Origin of the sequence: Pseudoalteromonas sp. BSi20439 (assembly GCF_000241165.1) — a bacterium.
GTDB lineage: Bacteria > Pseudomonadota > Gammaproteobacteria > Enterobacterales > Alteromonadaceae > Pseudoalteromonas.
In genome coordinates this window covers 12,773-28,189 of sequence record NZ_BADW01000013.1, presented here as the reverse complement: position 1 = coordinate 28,189, position 15,417 = coordinate 12,773, and the positions used below count along the sequence as shown (strand labels likewise).

General features: G+C 40.5%; 11 protein-coding genes and 1 pseudogene. 5 read left to right on the top strand and 7 right to left on the bottom strand.

Annotation, left to right across the window (positions count from 1 at the left end; translation table 11 throughout):
- The 4 genes and pseudogenes from P20439_RS01695 to P20439_RS01680 all read right to left on the bottom strand — a co-directional run.
- Positions 1-624 (bottom strand): annotated as a pseudogene (locus tag P20439_RS01695) (hypothetical protein); the annotation flags it as partial.
- A 208-nt stretch (positions 625-832) separates the two neighbouring features.
- Positions 833-1,195 (bottom strand): hypothetical protein, encoded by a 363-nt coding sequence (locus P20439_RS01690; RefSeq protein WP_024595179.1) that lies wholly within the window; start codon positions 1,193-1,195, stop codon positions 833-835.
- Positions 1,196-1,387: 192 nt separating this feature from the next.
- Complete coding sequence (locus tag P20439_RS01685; RefSeq protein ID WP_008464132.1) at positions 1,388-2,770, bottom strand: PhoH family protein; 1,383 nt, start codon at positions 2,768-2,770, stop codon at positions 1,388-1,390.
- Positions 2,767-4,128 (bottom strand): PhoH family protein, encoded by a 1,362-nt coding sequence (locus P20439_RS01680; RefSeq protein ID WP_008464129.1) that lies wholly within the window; start codon positions 4,126-4,128, stop codon positions 2,767-2,769. The genes P20439_RS01685 and P20439_RS01680 overlap by 4 nt, the downstream gene beginning before the upstream one ends.
- 299 nt (positions 4,129-4,427) lie before the next feature.
- On the opposite strand from P20439_RS01680, the gene rapA reads away from it, so the two are divergent.
- The 3 genes from rapA (at position 4,428) to P20439_RS01665 (ending at position 9,155) form a co-directional block, all read left to right on the top strand.
- Positions 4,428-7,322: an RNA polymerase-associated protein RapA gene (gene rapA, locus P20439_RS01675; protein ID WP_008464128.1), complete on the top strand. Its 2,895-nt coding sequence runs from the start codon at positions 4,428-4,430 to the stop codon at positions 7,320-7,322.
- 157 nt (positions 7,323-7,479) lie between these two features.
- Complete coding sequence (rluA, locus tag P20439_RS01670) at positions 7,480-8,133, top strand: bifunctional tRNA pseudouridine(32) synthase/23S rRNA pseudouridine(746) synthase RluA (protein WP_008464126.1); 654 nt, start codon at positions 7,480-7,482, stop codon at positions 8,131-8,133.
- A 92-nt stretch (positions 8,134-8,225) separates the two neighbouring features.
- Complete coding sequence (locus P20439_RS01665; RefSeq protein WP_008464124.1) at positions 8,226-9,155, top strand: DUF3530 family protein; 930 nt, start codon at positions 8,226-8,228, stop codon at positions 9,153-9,155.
- Here P20439_RS01665 and djlA read toward each other — a convergent pair.
- The 3 genes from djlA to P20439_RS01650 are packed head-to-tail and all read right to left on the bottom strand — an operon-like array spanning position 9,138 to position 11,683.
- On the bottom strand, positions 9,138-9,995 hold the full coding sequence (gene djlA, locus P20439_RS01660; protein ID WP_008113211.1) for a co-chaperone DjlA: 858 nt from the start codon (positions 9,993-9,995) through the stop codon (positions 9,138-9,140). The two genes, P20439_RS01665 and djlA, sit on opposite strands and share 18 nt — an antisense overlap.
- Before the next feature lie 33 nt (positions 9,996-10,028).
- Complete coding sequence (murU, locus tag P20439_RS01655) at positions 10,029-10,685, bottom strand: N-acetylmuramate alpha-1-phosphate uridylyltransferase MurU (protein WP_008464123.1); 657 nt, start codon at positions 10,683-10,685, stop codon at positions 10,029-10,031.
- Positions 10,682-11,683: an aminoglycoside phosphotransferase family protein gene (locus tag P20439_RS01650; RefSeq protein WP_008464122.1), complete on the bottom strand. Its 1,002-nt coding sequence runs from the start codon at positions 11,681-11,683 to the stop codon at positions 10,682-10,684. The genes murU and P20439_RS01650 overlap by 4 nt, the downstream gene beginning before the upstream one ends.
- Before the next feature lie 94 nt (positions 11,684-11,777).
- Here P20439_RS01650 and lptD point away from each other — a divergent pair, with 94 nt between their 5' ends.
- Together lptD and surA are read left to right on the top strand one after the other, a co-directional pair.
- The gene (gene lptD / locus P20439_RS01645) at positions 11,778-14,024 is read left to right on the top strand and encodes an LPS assembly protein LptD (protein WP_008464121.1); all 2,247 of its coding nucleotides are present in this window, start codon (positions 11,778-11,780) and stop codon (positions 14,022-14,024) included.
- A gap of 96 nt (positions 14,025-14,120) precedes the next feature.
- The gene (gene surA, locus P20439_RS01640; protein ID WP_008464120.1) at positions 14,121-15,416 is read left to right on the top strand and encodes a peptidylprolyl isomerase SurA; all 1,296 of its coding nucleotides are present in this window, start codon (positions 14,121-14,123) and stop codon (positions 15,414-15,416) included.
- Position 15,417: the final 1 nt, after the last annotated feature.

Genomic DNA, 15,417 nt, shown 5'->3' with positions numbered 1-15,417 from the left:
CACATGCTTAGAAAATGTATTTCCTTCAGAAATACAGCCTTCAAACTCACCATTATGGTTTACATGATTGATGTACATGTATTTTCTAATGTCATCCAAGGAAAGCTTTTCAAACGGAAACTTGCAAGCGATTAGCCTGAAATAACAACCATGAACTTTTAAATCTGCATATTGAACTATCAACGGATCATCAAAGGCATCAAAGTATGGTCGCCACTCTAAGCGGAAGTCTGCACCTGTATTTACAATAAACTTGGCATTTTCAGGCAACCCTAAAACTTGGTATATCACTGAAACTAACTCTAATGTTTCGATATCTACCAGCATCAGGCTTTCAATACGGTTTGCCATTGACTCAATTTCTTTATGAAGCGATTCAATAATTTCTTGATCATCGTATTCGTTGATCATTAAATATTTCAGGGAATCGTGCTTTAGAATTGAGTCCAGCTTTTTCTTTTCAAATACTTCAGAGAGATATTTATGGGTATCAGAAAAATGAGGGCAGTTATAAACACCTCTAGCCCACAGGCCTTGGGCGTAAAGATCAGGAAACTCTAATAACTCAGCAAACTCTTTTGCTTGTTTATTGAGCTTATTCTTTAATTGATAAAGTGAGATCACTTAGTTCTCCAAACAACTTTCCAATAAACAATGGCCTACCAACACATTGCTTTATTTATTGTTCAAATAACCAAATTTTTACGGATGCTCCGCTTCACTGTTCACGTTTTTCAAGGCGAAAAACATGTGTAGGCGTAGGCTGTCCGCACAACCTTTCACTCATAATATCGCTAAATTTTTAAATGGCAACTTACGGATTTGTACAAAATCAGTCAGAAATTTTGGCTTTGAACTCATCAAAGCTAAGTCCGAAAAGGGATATGACTAATTCTTCATTTATATTGGAACCGGGAAATTTTTTTTCAAAATTTCCAATGATGCTATCTAGGTGGCTAGCTAATATTTTTACTAAAAATATTTCCGAGTTTGGTGAGAGAGCAGACAGTGCTATCAATGGGTTGTCAAAGGATTCAGCTTTTATTTTTACTAGTAAATCGCTGTAACTGTTACAGTCATACAGACAAATAGCTAGGGCTTCTTGGGCTTGTCCAAGGGGAATAGTTAATAATTTAGATAATCGTTTTGCCTGCCTTTTTATATTTACTAGCAGGTCTTCTTTATTAAAAGACATCAATACACCAAAAAACGGCAACGCTAGGCCACGCACCTATGTCACTCAGTTTTTGTGAATATTTAATCTTTTAGTTCAGAGTAAATCCATTTCGTCCTGTTTTCGTGGGAACGGGCTTCTCTGAAAAGCCACTGCAAAAAGCAGTGGCTATTGTCGCAATATTATAAGGAAATGTGAATTGTAGTTTGATGCCTACATGTTCTTTTCAGTGAATTCAGCCAAGCTACTACGCTCTACTTCATCAAATATCAATACTGAGCCTTTTTCATAGTTTCTATACACGTTAACAGCCGCGCTAGCACCTGAAGATGCGGGTGTGACAAACTTATCATCAATCTGGGCTAAGTTGCCCAACACGATTGTGCGACAATTTTTGCCACCACGGCTTAACATGCCCTTAATTTGCGCTCTAGTCATGTTTTGAGCTTCATCAATGATTAAAACAGCATCGTCTATTGAACGACCTCGGAAGTAAGCCATACTAGTAAATTCTATATTGGCTTTTTCGATCACATGCTCAACAGTTGCACTAATATTACCTTCATTGTTATCACCTGAATGCATTGATATAAGCGCATCTGTTATACCTGCTAATAACGGCATTGATTTCTCTGTCAGGTCACCGGGTAAAAACCCCGGATCATCGTCCATAAAGTCTCTGGAGCGCACCACAACGATTTTTTTGTACTTTTTTAACTCCAATACTTGATGCAGCGCCGAAGCAACTGCTAAAAAAGTTTTTCCGGAGCCAGCAGGGCCAAGGATGATATTTAAGTCATAATATGGATCTGTTAATTGGCTTAAAGCTACTGCCTGACGCTGATTTTTAGGCAAAATGCCCCATACTTTTTCTTGTTTACGAGGCAATAACTTTGTGAATACCTCAGTATCTGTTACTTCTGAAATTCGCCCAATGTGTCCAGCTTCATCGTACCAATACATGTTTGGCTGAACTTCATCATTAAATAGACTTATTGGGAAAGTATAAACTTCTCCTGAAACCTTGAAGTCTTTGTCTGATTTAATTCGATCAAAAAGATCTCCTTTAAAGGCTTGTACCCCTGTGTATAAAAGATCAATATCTGATATTTGATTATCTACGGCAACGTCTTCTGCCATGACCCCTACGGTTCGAGCTTTCAAGCGCATATTAATGTCACGGCTAACAATTACTACGTCTTTATCTAAGTCCTTCTGAAGATACAGTGCATAGTTAATTATTCTATTGTCAGCGTCACTTCCAATACCGTGCTTTAACTCTTTAGCCATATCGAGCTGGGTATCAATTCCAATAAACAGTTTTCCTCGTTTAGCTGTTTCAGTAGAAGGCAGTGGAATACCAGCTTCCATCTCTTCTGCACTGTGCCCATTTATTATATCTTCAAGCATACGAATACATACACGAGCATCAGCACTAACCGATTTGTTAGTTCTTTCTTTTAAGTTATCTAATTCTTCTAGAACTGTTAGACAGATGTAAATATCATCTTGATATGACAGGATACTTTTTGGATCATGAACCAACGCAGACGTGTCAAGAACACGAGGGTTTCGGTTTTCAACAGAGCTTTTCATGACGCAGCCCTCCAAAAGTTTGCATCGTTGCTAGAATGCGTGTTGTACTTACATCCCAAATAACAAATACTCTGTAAAGATTGGCTATTGTGGGAATGCTTAAAGTCGTTACAAAAATCCATGTTTAGAGAAATTCTTTTTACTTTTTCTACAGGCCAATAAAAACAAGGGGGTAAAAACTTTAAAATCTTTCCAATTCGGGGTTGTAAAATCACCACCGCATTTTGAATACTTCGCCCACGCATAAAGTTCACCGACTTAAACTGAATATTGGCTTTTTCCATAATGTAATTACGACTCGAAATTGGGTTCTCATCTCCTTTATGCAACACCTCCAAGGTATCGGTGATCGCCGCTAACCATGGCGCCATTTTTTCTTCCTCAGTGCCAGGTAAAAAGCCTATTGATTCAGCAATTTCAGGGGTATTACGGGTTACAATGACTTTGTCGTAAATACCTTTTTCTATGACCATTTCCAGTGCACACGCCATGGCTAATAACGTTTTACCACACCCAGCAGGACCAGTAAGTATTACTAATTCAATAGAGGTGTCGAGCAGTGCATCAAGCGCCATTGCTTGGTAAATATTTTTTGGCCTTATTCCCCAAGCGCTTTGATGCATTAGTCGCTCTGCACCAATATCTCTAATAGTAATATGCTCGTCGTCATAGGATTTAACTCTTGCGGCAAACTGATCGCCATCATCAAGTAAATACTCATTACAAAACACATCTGGGATTAAATCTTTAGGGATATGATGGACTGTTTCACGCCCGTGTTGCTCAGTGTTACACTCGCCAACATGCTGCCAAAAATCACCGGCAATTTTTTTATAACCGCTGGTAAGTAAAGCTATATCGTCAATGAGCTGATCGGTACGGTAATCCTCAACATATTTAAGCCCTGCCCCTTTGGCTTTTAAGCGCATGTTGATATCTTTAGTAACCAGTATGACTTTTTTATCGCTGTGCTGATTTTGTAAGTGCACCGCACAATTAATAATACGATGGTCGTTTTCATTGCCCGGTAAGCCAGAAATAGAATCAGCAAATAAATGGTCGTTTACAATCAGCAAGCTTCCCGTTAACCCGCCTTGTTTATTACTTGGTAGTGCAACCCCTTGTAGCATTTGCTCGGGAGAGGCCTGACTGAGCACTCCATCAAGCCCTCGAATAGCCATTCGGGCGTCGCGACTCACATCGTGTTTTCTATCTTTAATATGATCAAGCTCTTCCAATACCGTCATTGGAATAACCACTTGGTGCTCTTGAAATGACAAATACGCGAGGGGTTCATGAAGCAAGACATTGGTATCTAGCACATACATTTTACTATCAAGGTTCGAAGCTTTTCCCATAGTACTTTCCTTACGTTTTATGATTTTTATGCTATACCCAATAAACTAATCAGTGGTTACTAATAAACTTGATAAATTACTTAGGTATAATTTGAGTTTAGTCTATTTGTCATAAAAGTCTGTTTTATGACAAATATCATTTAGTTTGAATTTTCCACAAAATCGACGCACTAATGAGCGCTTAGGGTTGGTAATAATTCATACTTATAAAATTAATTAAAAGTCAGGCAAATAGCGCCTTGCAGTGGTGTTATCTAACAGGTAACATAGCCGCCTTTTTCTTCATAGACGAGACATACATGAATTTTTCCTTAGGTCAGCGTTGGATAAGTGACACAGAGTCAGATTTAGGATTGGGCACCGTTGTTGCCATTGATGGCCGCCAGGTCAGTATTTTATTTCCTGCCAGTGGTGAAAACCGTGTTTATTCTTCTGCAGAAGCACCGGTAACCCGCGTAGCATTTAATCCTGGTGATGTGATCCGAAGCGTTGAAGAATGGGAATTACAAGTCGAGTCTATTGAAGTGCAGGGTGAGTTACTGTGCTATCACGGAGAGCGTGTTGATAACGGTGATAAAGTACAATTAAAAGAAACTTTTTTAGATCATTTTATCAAGTTCAATAAACCGCAAGACCGCTTATTTGCAGGCCAAGTGGACCGTTTTGATCGGTATACTCTGCGCTATCAAACCTGGTTACATCAGTTCGAACGTCAGCAATCACCTATTAAAGGCTTAATTGGTCAACGCGCTAATCTTATTCCGCATCAGCTTTATATTGCCCAAGAAGTCGGTAAACGTTTTGCGCCGCGTGTATTACTTTCTGATGAAGTAGGTTTAGGTAAAACCATTGAAGCGGGCATGATTTTGCATCAGCAAATTATTAGCGGTCGTGCCAGCCGTGTGCTTATTGTTGTGCCTGAGAACCTGCAACACCAATGGTTAGTAGAAATGCTACGCCGTTTTAATTTACGTTTTTCTATTTTTGATGAAGAGCGTTGCGACGAAGCGTTTGCTGATTCACCTAACGTATTTGATACCGAGCAACTGGTGCTTACCAGCCTTGAGTTTTTAACTAAGAAAAAACGTTGGTTTGAGCAAGCAACATTAGCCGACTGGGATTTATTAGTCATTGATGAAGCCCATCATTTAAGCATTAACAACAATAAACCCAGTGCTGAATACCAGCGTATGGCTGAGCTGAGCCAAGATATTCCAGGGCTAATTCTTCTTACCGCTACGCCAGACCAACTGGGTCATCGTAGTCATTTTGCTCGTTTACAACTGCTCGACCCAGATCGTTTTTACGACTATGACGTGTTTAAAGAAGAAGAAGCAAACTACAAAGACGTTGCCGAAGCTGCTAATCAGTTATTACAAGAACAAGCACTGGATGACAGCGCAAAAGCCACATTAATTGAGCTATTAAAAGAAACAGATATCACCGATATCCTTGAAAAAGCCCAACAAGGCGACCTTGCTGCACGTAAAGAAATACTCAATATGTTACTGGATCGCCATGGCACTGGGCGCATATTATTTAGAAATAGCCGCAGTGGCATTGATGGCTACCCTAGCCGTAAATTACATGTCTACCCAATGGCATTACCTAAGCAATACAAAACAGCAATGACCGTACTGGGTAATATGAGTGGCATTCAAAATGCCGAGCTCAGTGCGCAACGTGCACTTTTCCCTGAAAAAATATTTCAAGAATTTGAAGGTGAAAGCGCAAGTTGGGGATTATTTGACCCTCGCGTAGATTGGTTAATTGAAACGCTAAAAACACTCAAGCGTGAAAAAGTACTTCTTATTTGTGCTAAAGCCGAAACAGCGATTAGCCTTGAGCAAATATTACGTGAACGCGAAGCAATTAAAGCGTCTGTGTTCCATGAAGGTATGTCGATTATTGAACGTGACCGCGCTGCGGCATTCTTTGCCGATGAATACGATAACGCACAAATATTACTGTGTTCAGAAATTGGTTCAGAAGGTCGTAACTTCCAATTCTCACATCACTTAGTGTTGTTTGACTTACCGCTCAACCCAGATTTACTTGAGCAACGTATTGGTCGCTTAGACCGTATAGGACAAACACAAGATGTAAACATTCATGTGCCTTACTTTGAAAACACAGCACAGGAAGTGTTATTACGTTGGTACAACGAAGGCTTAGATGCGTTTGAAAGCACATCAACCACTGGGCAGTTGTTGTATAAAGAGTTTAGCGAAGATTTACTTGAGTACATTGCAGCTCATAATTGTGATGAAGATGAGCTAGATCCACTCCTTGAGCAAGTAGCACAAAAAAATGCAGTATTACGCAAGCAAATGGAAAGTGGCCGAGATCGCTTACTAGAGCTACATTCATCGGGACAAGGTGCTGCTGATTCACTTGTAGCTGACATTGAAAAGCTCGATAACCAGTTTGAACTGCCAAGCTACATGATCAACGTGTTCGACACCTTTGGTGTAAGCCAAGAAGATAAAGGTGAAAACACCATTATTTTAAAACCCACTGAGCACATGTTAAACGCTTCGTTTCCATCGCTAAAAGACGATGGAATGACAGTAACCTTTGACCGTGATACAGCCCTTTCACAGGAAGATGTGCACTTTATTAGTTGGGATCACCCTATGGTGCAAGGCACTATGGATATGATTTGTGATGATGATTTTGGTAGTTCATCGGTGGCGTTACTTAAAAACAAAAAGTTACCACCAGGCACCTTTTTTGTTGAGCTAATATTTGTTGCCGAAGCCATGGCACCAAAAGTACTGCAAGTTGGCCGCTTTTTACCCCCTACGCCAATTCGTATTTTACTCGATAAGAGCAGTAATAACTTAGGTGAAAATGTTGGTTTTGATGGCTTTAATCAGCAACTATCTGCGGTCGGCCGTCAAACGGCGAGTAAATTAGCCGGTGCATTGCAAAGCGCGGTTCACCCGATGATCAACACCGCAAAAGACATGGCTCAGCAAAAACTGGATGTGATTCGTGTTGATGCATTAGAGAAGATGCAAACATCGTTAAACGAAGAGCAACAGCGATTAGTTGCACTGAAGCAAATTAATCCAAACATTCGCCAAGAGGAAATTACCTTTTACGATAAACAACGCAATGAGCTAACCGCACATATTGAAAAAGCGCAGTTAAAACTCGATGCGATTCGTTTGATTGTGGTTTCGCACTAAGAAATCTAGCTGTTAGCTATAAGCTGTCAGTCGTTAGTTAAAGATTACTAACGTGTGTGTATAAAAAAGAAAGCGCGATATTTATATCGCGCTTTTTACTTGAGCCTAAGACCTCACTCCACTAAAATAGCGCACTTCAAAATCACTGAGGTCTGCCGTGTTAGTTAACTACAATCCCCCTATGAGCCCGTATTTAACTATACTGTTTCAAGACGATGATTTGCTTATAGTTAATAAGCCTAGCGAGTTACTTACCGTACCAGGTAAAGACCCAAAACATGCTGATAGCTTAATAAATCGCGTCAATCGTGTTTTTCCTAGTGCTAAAATTGTTCACCGTTTAGATATGGCTACCTCAGGCATACTTTGCTTAGCAATGAACAAAGCCGCTCACCGCCATTTAAGTATGCAATTTCAAGAACGCGAAACAGCAAAACGTTACATTGCACGAGTATACGGACAACTTGAAACTGAAACAGGCTCTGTTGATTTACCGCTTATTTGTGACTGGCCGAACCGTCCTAAGCAAATGGTTGATCATGACAATGGCAAACCTTCGCTCACTCATTTTAAAATCCTTGAACGTGAAGCACAGGCAACCCGTGTAGAGCTTACTCCCATTACAGGGCGCTCCCACCAGCTGCGCGTGCACATGCTAAGCTTAGGCCACCCTATTTTAGGCGATCGTTTATATGCCCATAAAGACGCACTTGCTGCTGCTCCTCGGTTACAGTTACATGCACAAATGCTACAACTCAAACACCCTGTAACGGAGCAAGTACTTACTTTTGAAGCTGAGCCCGAGTTTTAACACGGTTTAATCTTTTAGCTATTTACAGTAAATAGCTAAACTTTAAGAGTACTTTGCCGATACATAAATAAGATTTAAATTAAAAGCTTATTATGTTTATTACGCAGATGTTTAAAGTCATTATTACTACTCTTGTGCTTGGCTGTACGTTAATCAGTTTTCAAGCGCTTAGTGCTGAGTATATCGCTCCCCCTCCTTTTTCAAAAAATATTGATGCGGATATCTCTCGCCTAGCTCAAAGTGATGAAGTAAAGCCTATTTTAGCTGGTGATACTGAGTTTTTAACTTTATACAGTGAGTATATGAGTGCCGACTTTAGAGGTGTAGTAATACTTATTCCTGACTGGCAATCAACGCCAACAAACAATGCAGGCATGAACTTTTTACGTAAAGAACTGAATAACCACGGGTATACCTCTTATGCGATGACAGTGCCTGATATTGATTGGCAAGCAGCTCAAGATGATGCAGCAAAAACGATTAATGATCCCGTGGGCACAAACAATAAAACAGCCAACGCAAATACTAAGCCAGACACCAGTACACAAAAACAGCCCCATCATGCCGACTATGTTGAACAAGTAAATACTGAGGTGGTAGACAATTACAAGTTAAAACTACTCGCTCGCTACGAAGCTTTATATCAGCAGGCTGCGATGGAGTCTGAGAATATTGTTGTTATTGCACAAGGCACCAGTGCTGGGGTGTTGTTGGAGCACTACGCTGAATTTTCAGACTCAAAAATAAACGCCTTCATTAGTTTAAGTAGCTACCTTCCTAATACAAAACGCAATGCAAAGTTAAGCCAAATAACATCCTTGGTCACCCCCGCTTTGTTGGATATTTATTTTGCTACAGACAGTAATGATATTTTAATGAACCTTAAAAACCGTCAGCGTTGGGTTAATCGAAATGCAAAGTTTGATTACCGCCAGCGCCAACTGTTTGGATTACGCGATGCGCCGCAGCAACATGCACGACTAAGCAAAGAAATAGACGGGTTTTTACGCCGCCTTTTTTAAATACTCGTATGCCGCTTGAATATCTTGGCTTTTTTTAACTGCCACTTCCATCATGTGCTTAGGTAAACCTTGCGATACCAGTTTATCAGGGTGGTGCTGAGCCATGAGCTTACGGTAGGCTACTTTAATATCACGTTGCGATGCGTCTTTATTTAACCCTAATAAGGCCAATGCCTGCGAACGGTTCATATCATTACTTGGTGGTACATGATGCCCTGAACCTTCGCGGTAGCTGCTACTTTGACTTTGCTGCTGTTTAAAACGCTGTTGTTGCTGCCTAAAGTTAAACTCTGCTTGATAACGTTTTAATACAAAGGCAAAGTGTGCTTTAGATACCCCCAACTGCTTGCTTACTTCTTGCAGTAATTGCTTTTCTTGTGCGGCAAGCACGCCATCAGAAAACGCCATTTGAATTTGAATTTCTAAAAATAACTGCAGTAAATCATAACGTTTAGCAAAACGTTCTTTAAAATCATAAACCGTATCTTTGAGTGAAAAGTCGCTGTCTTTACCCGATTGAAACGCCTGCTGCGCTTCACGGCGCTCTTCGCCTTTTAAGCCCATTTCATCCATAAACAGCGTCGCTGCTTTAATGTGGGTTTCGCTAACACGGCCATTCGACTTGGCAATATGTCCCATTACCGCAAAGCAACTCGAAAAAAACAACGCTTGGCGTTCGTTAACATCATCGCCTTTAAAAAGGTTAGAAAAGCCGCCAGCTTTATCAAAGTCTTTTTTTAGGCTTTTATCAAACATATGGCCTAGGTATAAGCCTAAAATGGCACCAAATATTTTGCCAAACATAAAACCAAAACAGAAACCGAGAATTTTTCCCCACATTTTAAAACTTACCTCTAATGTTTTATATTTAGCTTATGGTGCTAGTTGTTGGTTAAGAGCCGATAAACGCTCTGGTGTGCCTATATCGTCCCATTGGCCAATATAGAGTTCAGTGGAGACTAAATGTTCATTTAATTTTTCACGTAGCAAAGGGCCTAATGGCCGAATGCCTGGGGCTAGCCCCTCAAAAAAGTCAGCTTGATAACGCCCTATCCCTGAAAAAGTATATCGCTGGCTATTTGTCGGTAAGTGGCTCAGTGCAAAATCGCCATCAGGATTATGCGCAGGGTTTTCAACCAATACAATGTGCGCCTCTTTAGGCTGTAAATGTAGCTGCATTAATGCACTGATATCGTAGTCGCTGTAAACATCGCCATTAATCACAATAAATGATTCACCAAGTAAAGGAAGCGCTTGAATAATACCGCCTGCGGTTTCAAGCCCGCCCGTCACTTCTTGGCTATAGGTTATAGTCACGCCCCACGCGCGCCCACCTGCAAAATAGGTTTTTATTTTATCTCCTTGCCACGCAAGGTTAATTATTATTTGAGTAATACCTGCAGCCTTTAGGCGCATAATATGATGCTCAATCAGTGGTTTTCCCGCTACACATAACATAGGCTTAGGTAACTCTGCGGTGAGCGGCATCATACGTTTACCGCGCCCAGCGGCTAATATCATCGCCTTCATGGTTGTTCCTCTTTTAACCGCTGTTGCACCTTTGGCACCACGCTAGTTTTTATCAAAGCCGATAAGTCGCTAAGCTCAGGGTATTGTGCCGCCACCTCTATTACGTATTCAAGTGTAGGGAGTATATTTGCTAAGTAACCTTGTTTACCATCACGCAAATATAAACGACAAAAAATACCCGCCGCTTTTAAATGGCGTTGTAAACCCGTTAAATCAAACCAATATTTAAATTCTGCAAATGACTCGTTAGTTATTAAACCTTGGCGTTTAAATTCGTCGTAACCAAACTCAAGTAAATGATTCAGCTCGTCTTTAGGCAATTTAAAGTAGCAGTCTCTTAAAAGTGAGACTAAGTCGTAACATAATGGGCCCTGTACCGCGTCTTGATAATCAATAATCGCCCATTGCTGCTCGCAGCGCATAATATTACGACTGTGATAATCCCGGTGCATTGTGACTGTGGGTTGCTCAAGCAGTGTATTTATTAGCAGCGCTGTGCTTGTTTGCCAAGTCTGTTGCTGCTCAGCGCTGAGCTCTGCGCTAATAAAATCATTAACCACCCAATTTTTAAAAATATCCAGTTCAAGTGCAATAAAGTCATGGTCATACGGATTCATTGACGGCGCGGCTGGGGTTTTTGCCCACTTGGCACTTAAACTGATCAGTTGCTGGTAATACTCGCTGCGATTGGCATCATCAAGCAAGTCAGCCAAATGGGTGCTACCTAAATCACTTAGAATAAAAAAACCTTGCTGCTGGTCACTATGAATAATGGATGGTAATAAAAACCCCTGCTCAGAAAACACCTTGTTTAATGCAATATAAGGGACGTTGTTAACTTTTTTTGGATCGGAGTCCATCACAATAAAGTTTTTATTTTCAGCGTTTAACCTATAATAACGGCGAAAACTGGCATCTGCAGTTATTGCATTAAGCGCATAGGATTGCTCACTAAAGTGAGTATTAATAAACTGTTGTAAACTCTCAAAGCGTGTCATTTTATAAGCTATCTATTTTTCACTAATTACTTTGCCATTGTTTTCCTTTATTATGTATAGCTTGTAACTAATCACAGAGCATAAAGGTCGATAAATGAGCAAAACCTGGGGCATTTTGATGCTAAGCGTACTGAGCGCACCATCGCTTGCCGAAACTGAACTGACACACAATTTTTGTGGCACTTCAATGCAAACCAGAGCTTGGCAACCGCTTGCTGGCCTTGAGCTTGGAACGGTTGATATCAGCGCTGATGACGTTGAGCTTTTAGGCACACAAAGCGCTGAATTTACTGGCAATGTTGATATTAACACCGTTAACATGAGTTTGTCCGCACAATCAGCACTGATTGATAAACAACGTGGCCTGCTTAATGCCACTGGCCCAATTACCTATCGCGATTATGTAAGCCACGTACAAAGTTCGGGCTTAAATGCCGATTTAAATAACTCAGCATTTAGTTTATTAGGCGCACAATACAGCCTAACACAACAACAAGGCAAAGGCGGCGCGGAAAAACTCACCATAGACAAGTCTGGCTTAATGCTGATGAATGCAAGCTTTACTGCGTGCCCAGGTAATACGCCTGTGTGGGCTATTGAAGCCGATGAAATAAACTTATCACGTGAAGAAGGCTGGGGCGAAACCTACAATGCCGTGCTACGTATTTTAGATACGCCGGTACTCTATTTACCTTATTTTACTTTCCCACTCGATGAGCGCCGTAAGTCAGGCTTATTAACGCCCAGCTTTTCAAGTTCAGATCGCTATGGGTTAGAAACAATTACGCCTTATTATTGGAACATTGCCCCTAATTATGATGCCACTATTACCCCGCGTTATATGTCACGTAAAGGGCTACAGTTACAAACTGAATTTAGATATTTAACCCCAGAGCACCAAGGTTTAGTGGCTGTAGAATATTTAAATAAAGATGACTCAGAGCCTGAACTTAACGAGCGCTTTTTGTTTCATTGGCAACAAAAAAGTTATATTGGTGAAGACTGGCGAGCCAGTATTGATATTACCAATGTTAGTGATGACAACTACCTAACTGATTTAAACTCCGCTTATGCCAGTAAAACCGATACGCAGCTTTATCGTACCGGCTCGCTAACCCATATGGGCGAAATGTGGCGTACTGATATAAAAGTGCAAAACTTTGAAGTACTCGGTGACCACTTAGAATCATACACGGCGTTACCACAAATTAGCTTTACCCAAACTACCCCATGGAAAATTGATTATTTCGATTTTAGTGTTTCAGGCGAGCTAAGCCACTTTACTAACAGCTCAGCGGTAATTGACCAAGCTACTCGCGTGCACATAGAACCTAAAGCACGCTTTGATTACAAAGAATATGCTTGGTCGTTTTTATCTGAAGTAAGCTTGCTTCAAACTAACTATAAACAAGACGGTGATTTACAGGGTACACAGTATAGCGATAATGTTTCGCGTACTTTGCCTAAAGTGCGCTTATATTCTCAGCTTAACTTTGAGCGCGACACCTCAATTTTTATTGACGATGGTATTCAAACTCTAGAGCCACAAATTCAGTATTTATATACGCCTAATAAAGATCAGTCTGACATTGGCTTATACGATACCACCAAGTTACAAGATGACTTTTTTGGTTTATTCAGGGATGCGCGTTTTTCAAGCGTTGACCGAATTGCCGCAGCTAATCAATTTACGCTCGGGGCTACAACGCGTTTATTTGATAAGAAAAATGAAGAAGTATTTAACTTCAGCGCAGGCCAAATATTTTATTTAAGTGATTCAGCCAAGCCTACAGAGCAAGGGCTTAATAGCGATAGTAACTACAATGCCTTGTTTGCAGCGCAAACCATGTTACATTGGCACCGTCGCTGGTATTTATCGGGTGGTATTCAGTACGACACGGATGGCAAGCAAATTATCCAGTCAAATTTAACCTTAGACTACAAAGGTGACGATAATCAGCTGGTTCAATTGAACCATCGCTATGCAAATGATGTCTCAGGAAATACAATCGAGCAAGCGGGCTTATTTACAAGCATCCCTATCAGTGACGAGTGGCAATTTATTGCAAGTTACCATCGCGATCTTGATAATAACCGCAGTATTGAAGTATTTAGTGGATTACAGTATGAATCGTGCTGTTGGGCGTTCCAAATTACTGGCCATCGCCAAATTGAAACTGATTTAAATCAGTCAATTGGGCAACCCCAAGCCACTTTTGATTCGAGTATTCGTTTGAATTTTGTATTAAAAGGGCTTGGTAGTAAAAGCCGTTACGATGCTCAAAAATTATTACAACAAGGTATTTTTGGTTATCGTAGGCCGTATTTTCTTAATGACTAAACTGCTTTATTTATAGTAAAAATTTACAAATAACTATATCAATTTAGCCGTATTTAGCATTACAACAGTACTATTAGTAAGAGTAGTAAAAAGAATATGAATTTAAAAAAATTATTAACATCAGCAGTTTTAACGTTCAGCTTATGCCAAAGTGCATTTGCCGCCCCTGTCGAAATAGATAAAGTAATTGGTATTGTAAACCAAGGCGTTATTTTAAAAAGTGAAGTAGACACCATTGTTGATCGCGTAAAAAAACAAGCAGAAGAACAAAACCAACAGCTGCCAAAAGACGAAACACTGCGTGTTCAGGCGATTGAACGCTTAGTAAATCAAACCTTGATGATGCAGATGGCTGAGCGTATGGGCTTAGAAATTTCAGATAGCCAGCTTGACCAAACACTTGCCAACATGGCTAAAGAGCAAGGCGGTACAATTGCTGATTTGCGTCGTACTATTGAAGCGTCGGGTGAGAGCTTTCAAGCTTACCGCGAAGAAATACGTAAAGAAATAACCACGCAACAAGTCACGCGTGCAAACGTAGACCGCCGTATATATGTAAGCGACCAAGAAATTGATAACTTGCTAAAAATTATGGATAGCCAAGGCCAAAACGCCGAAGAATACGATATTGGTCATATTCTTATCGATATTCCAAGCGGTGCAAGTGCAGACGACGTAAGCTCTGCAAAAACACGTGCAGACAAAGTAATTGAACTACTACAAGACGGCCAAGAGTTTAAGCGTATTGCTATTTCATCATCAAGTGGCTCAAAGGCCCTTGAGGGCGGCCAATTAGGCTGGATGGGTATTAACGAAATGCCATCGTTATTTGCAGAAGCTGTAAAAGGTAAAAAGAAAGATGCGATTATTGGTCCACTTCGCTCTGGTGCGGGTTTCCACATCATTAAAGTACAAGACGTACGTGGCCGCCAAGTAGTTGAAACCACCGAAGTTAAATCTCGTCATATTCTTATTAAGCCTTCAATCATTTTAAGTGAAGAAAAAGCACGCACTATGTTAGCAGGCTTTGTTAAAGATTTACGCGCCGGCGATGCTGACTTTGCAGAACTTGCTAAAGAGTACTCACAAGACCCAGGTTCAGCACTTAAAGGTGGTCAATACGATTGGACTGATCCAACCACCTACGTGCCTGCGTTTAGAGATACGTTACTATCACTTGATAAAAACGAAATCAGCGAACCATTTAGAAGTCAGTTTGGCTGGCACATTGTGCAGTTACTAGATAAACGTGTTGCAGATAAGACCGAGCAAGCTAAACGTAATCGTGCACATGGCATGTTGTTTAATCGTAAATTTAAAGAGGAAAGCTTTAACTGGCAGCAAGAAATGCGCGAACAAGCCCATGTTGAAATTTTCCCAATAGACGAATAAT

Coding starts and splice junctions, on each gene's coding strand:
- P20439_RS01690 (WP_024595179.1), bottom strand. CDS start 1,195: ATGTCTTTTAATAAAGAAGACCTGCTAGTAAATATAAAAAGGCAGGCA.
- P20439_RS01685 (WP_008464132.1), bottom strand. CDS start 2,770: ATGAAAAGCTCTGTTGAAAACCGAAACCCTCGTGTTCTTGACACGTCT.
- P20439_RS01680 (WP_008464129.1), bottom strand. CDS start 4,128: ATGGGAAAAGCTTCGAACCTTGATAGTAAAATGTATGTGCTAGATACC.
- rapA (WP_008464128.1), top strand. CDS start 4,428: ATGAATTTTTCCTTAGGTCAGCGTTGGATAAGTGACACAGAGTCAGAT.
- P20439_RS01665 (WP_008464124.1), top strand. CDS start 8,226: ATGTTTATTACGCAGATGTTTAAAGTCATTATTACTACTCTTGTGCTT.
- djlA (WP_008113211.1), bottom strand. CDS start 9,995: ATGTGGGGAAAAATTCTCGGTTTCTGTTTTGGTTTTATGTTTGGCAAA.
- murU (WP_008464123.1), bottom strand. CDS start 10,685: ATGAAGGCGATGATATTAGCCGCTGGGCGCGGTAAACGTATGATGCCG.
- P20439_RS01650 (WP_008464122.1), bottom strand. CDS start 11,683: ATGACACGCTTTGAGAGTTTACAACAGTTTATTAATACTCACTTTAGT.
- lptD (WP_008464121.1), top strand. CDS start 11,778: ATGAGCAAAACCTGGGGCATTTTGATGCTAAGCGTACTGAGCGCACCA.
- surA (WP_008464120.1), top strand. CDS start 14,121: ATGAATTTAAAAAAATTATTAACATCAGCAGTTTTAACGTTCAGCTTA.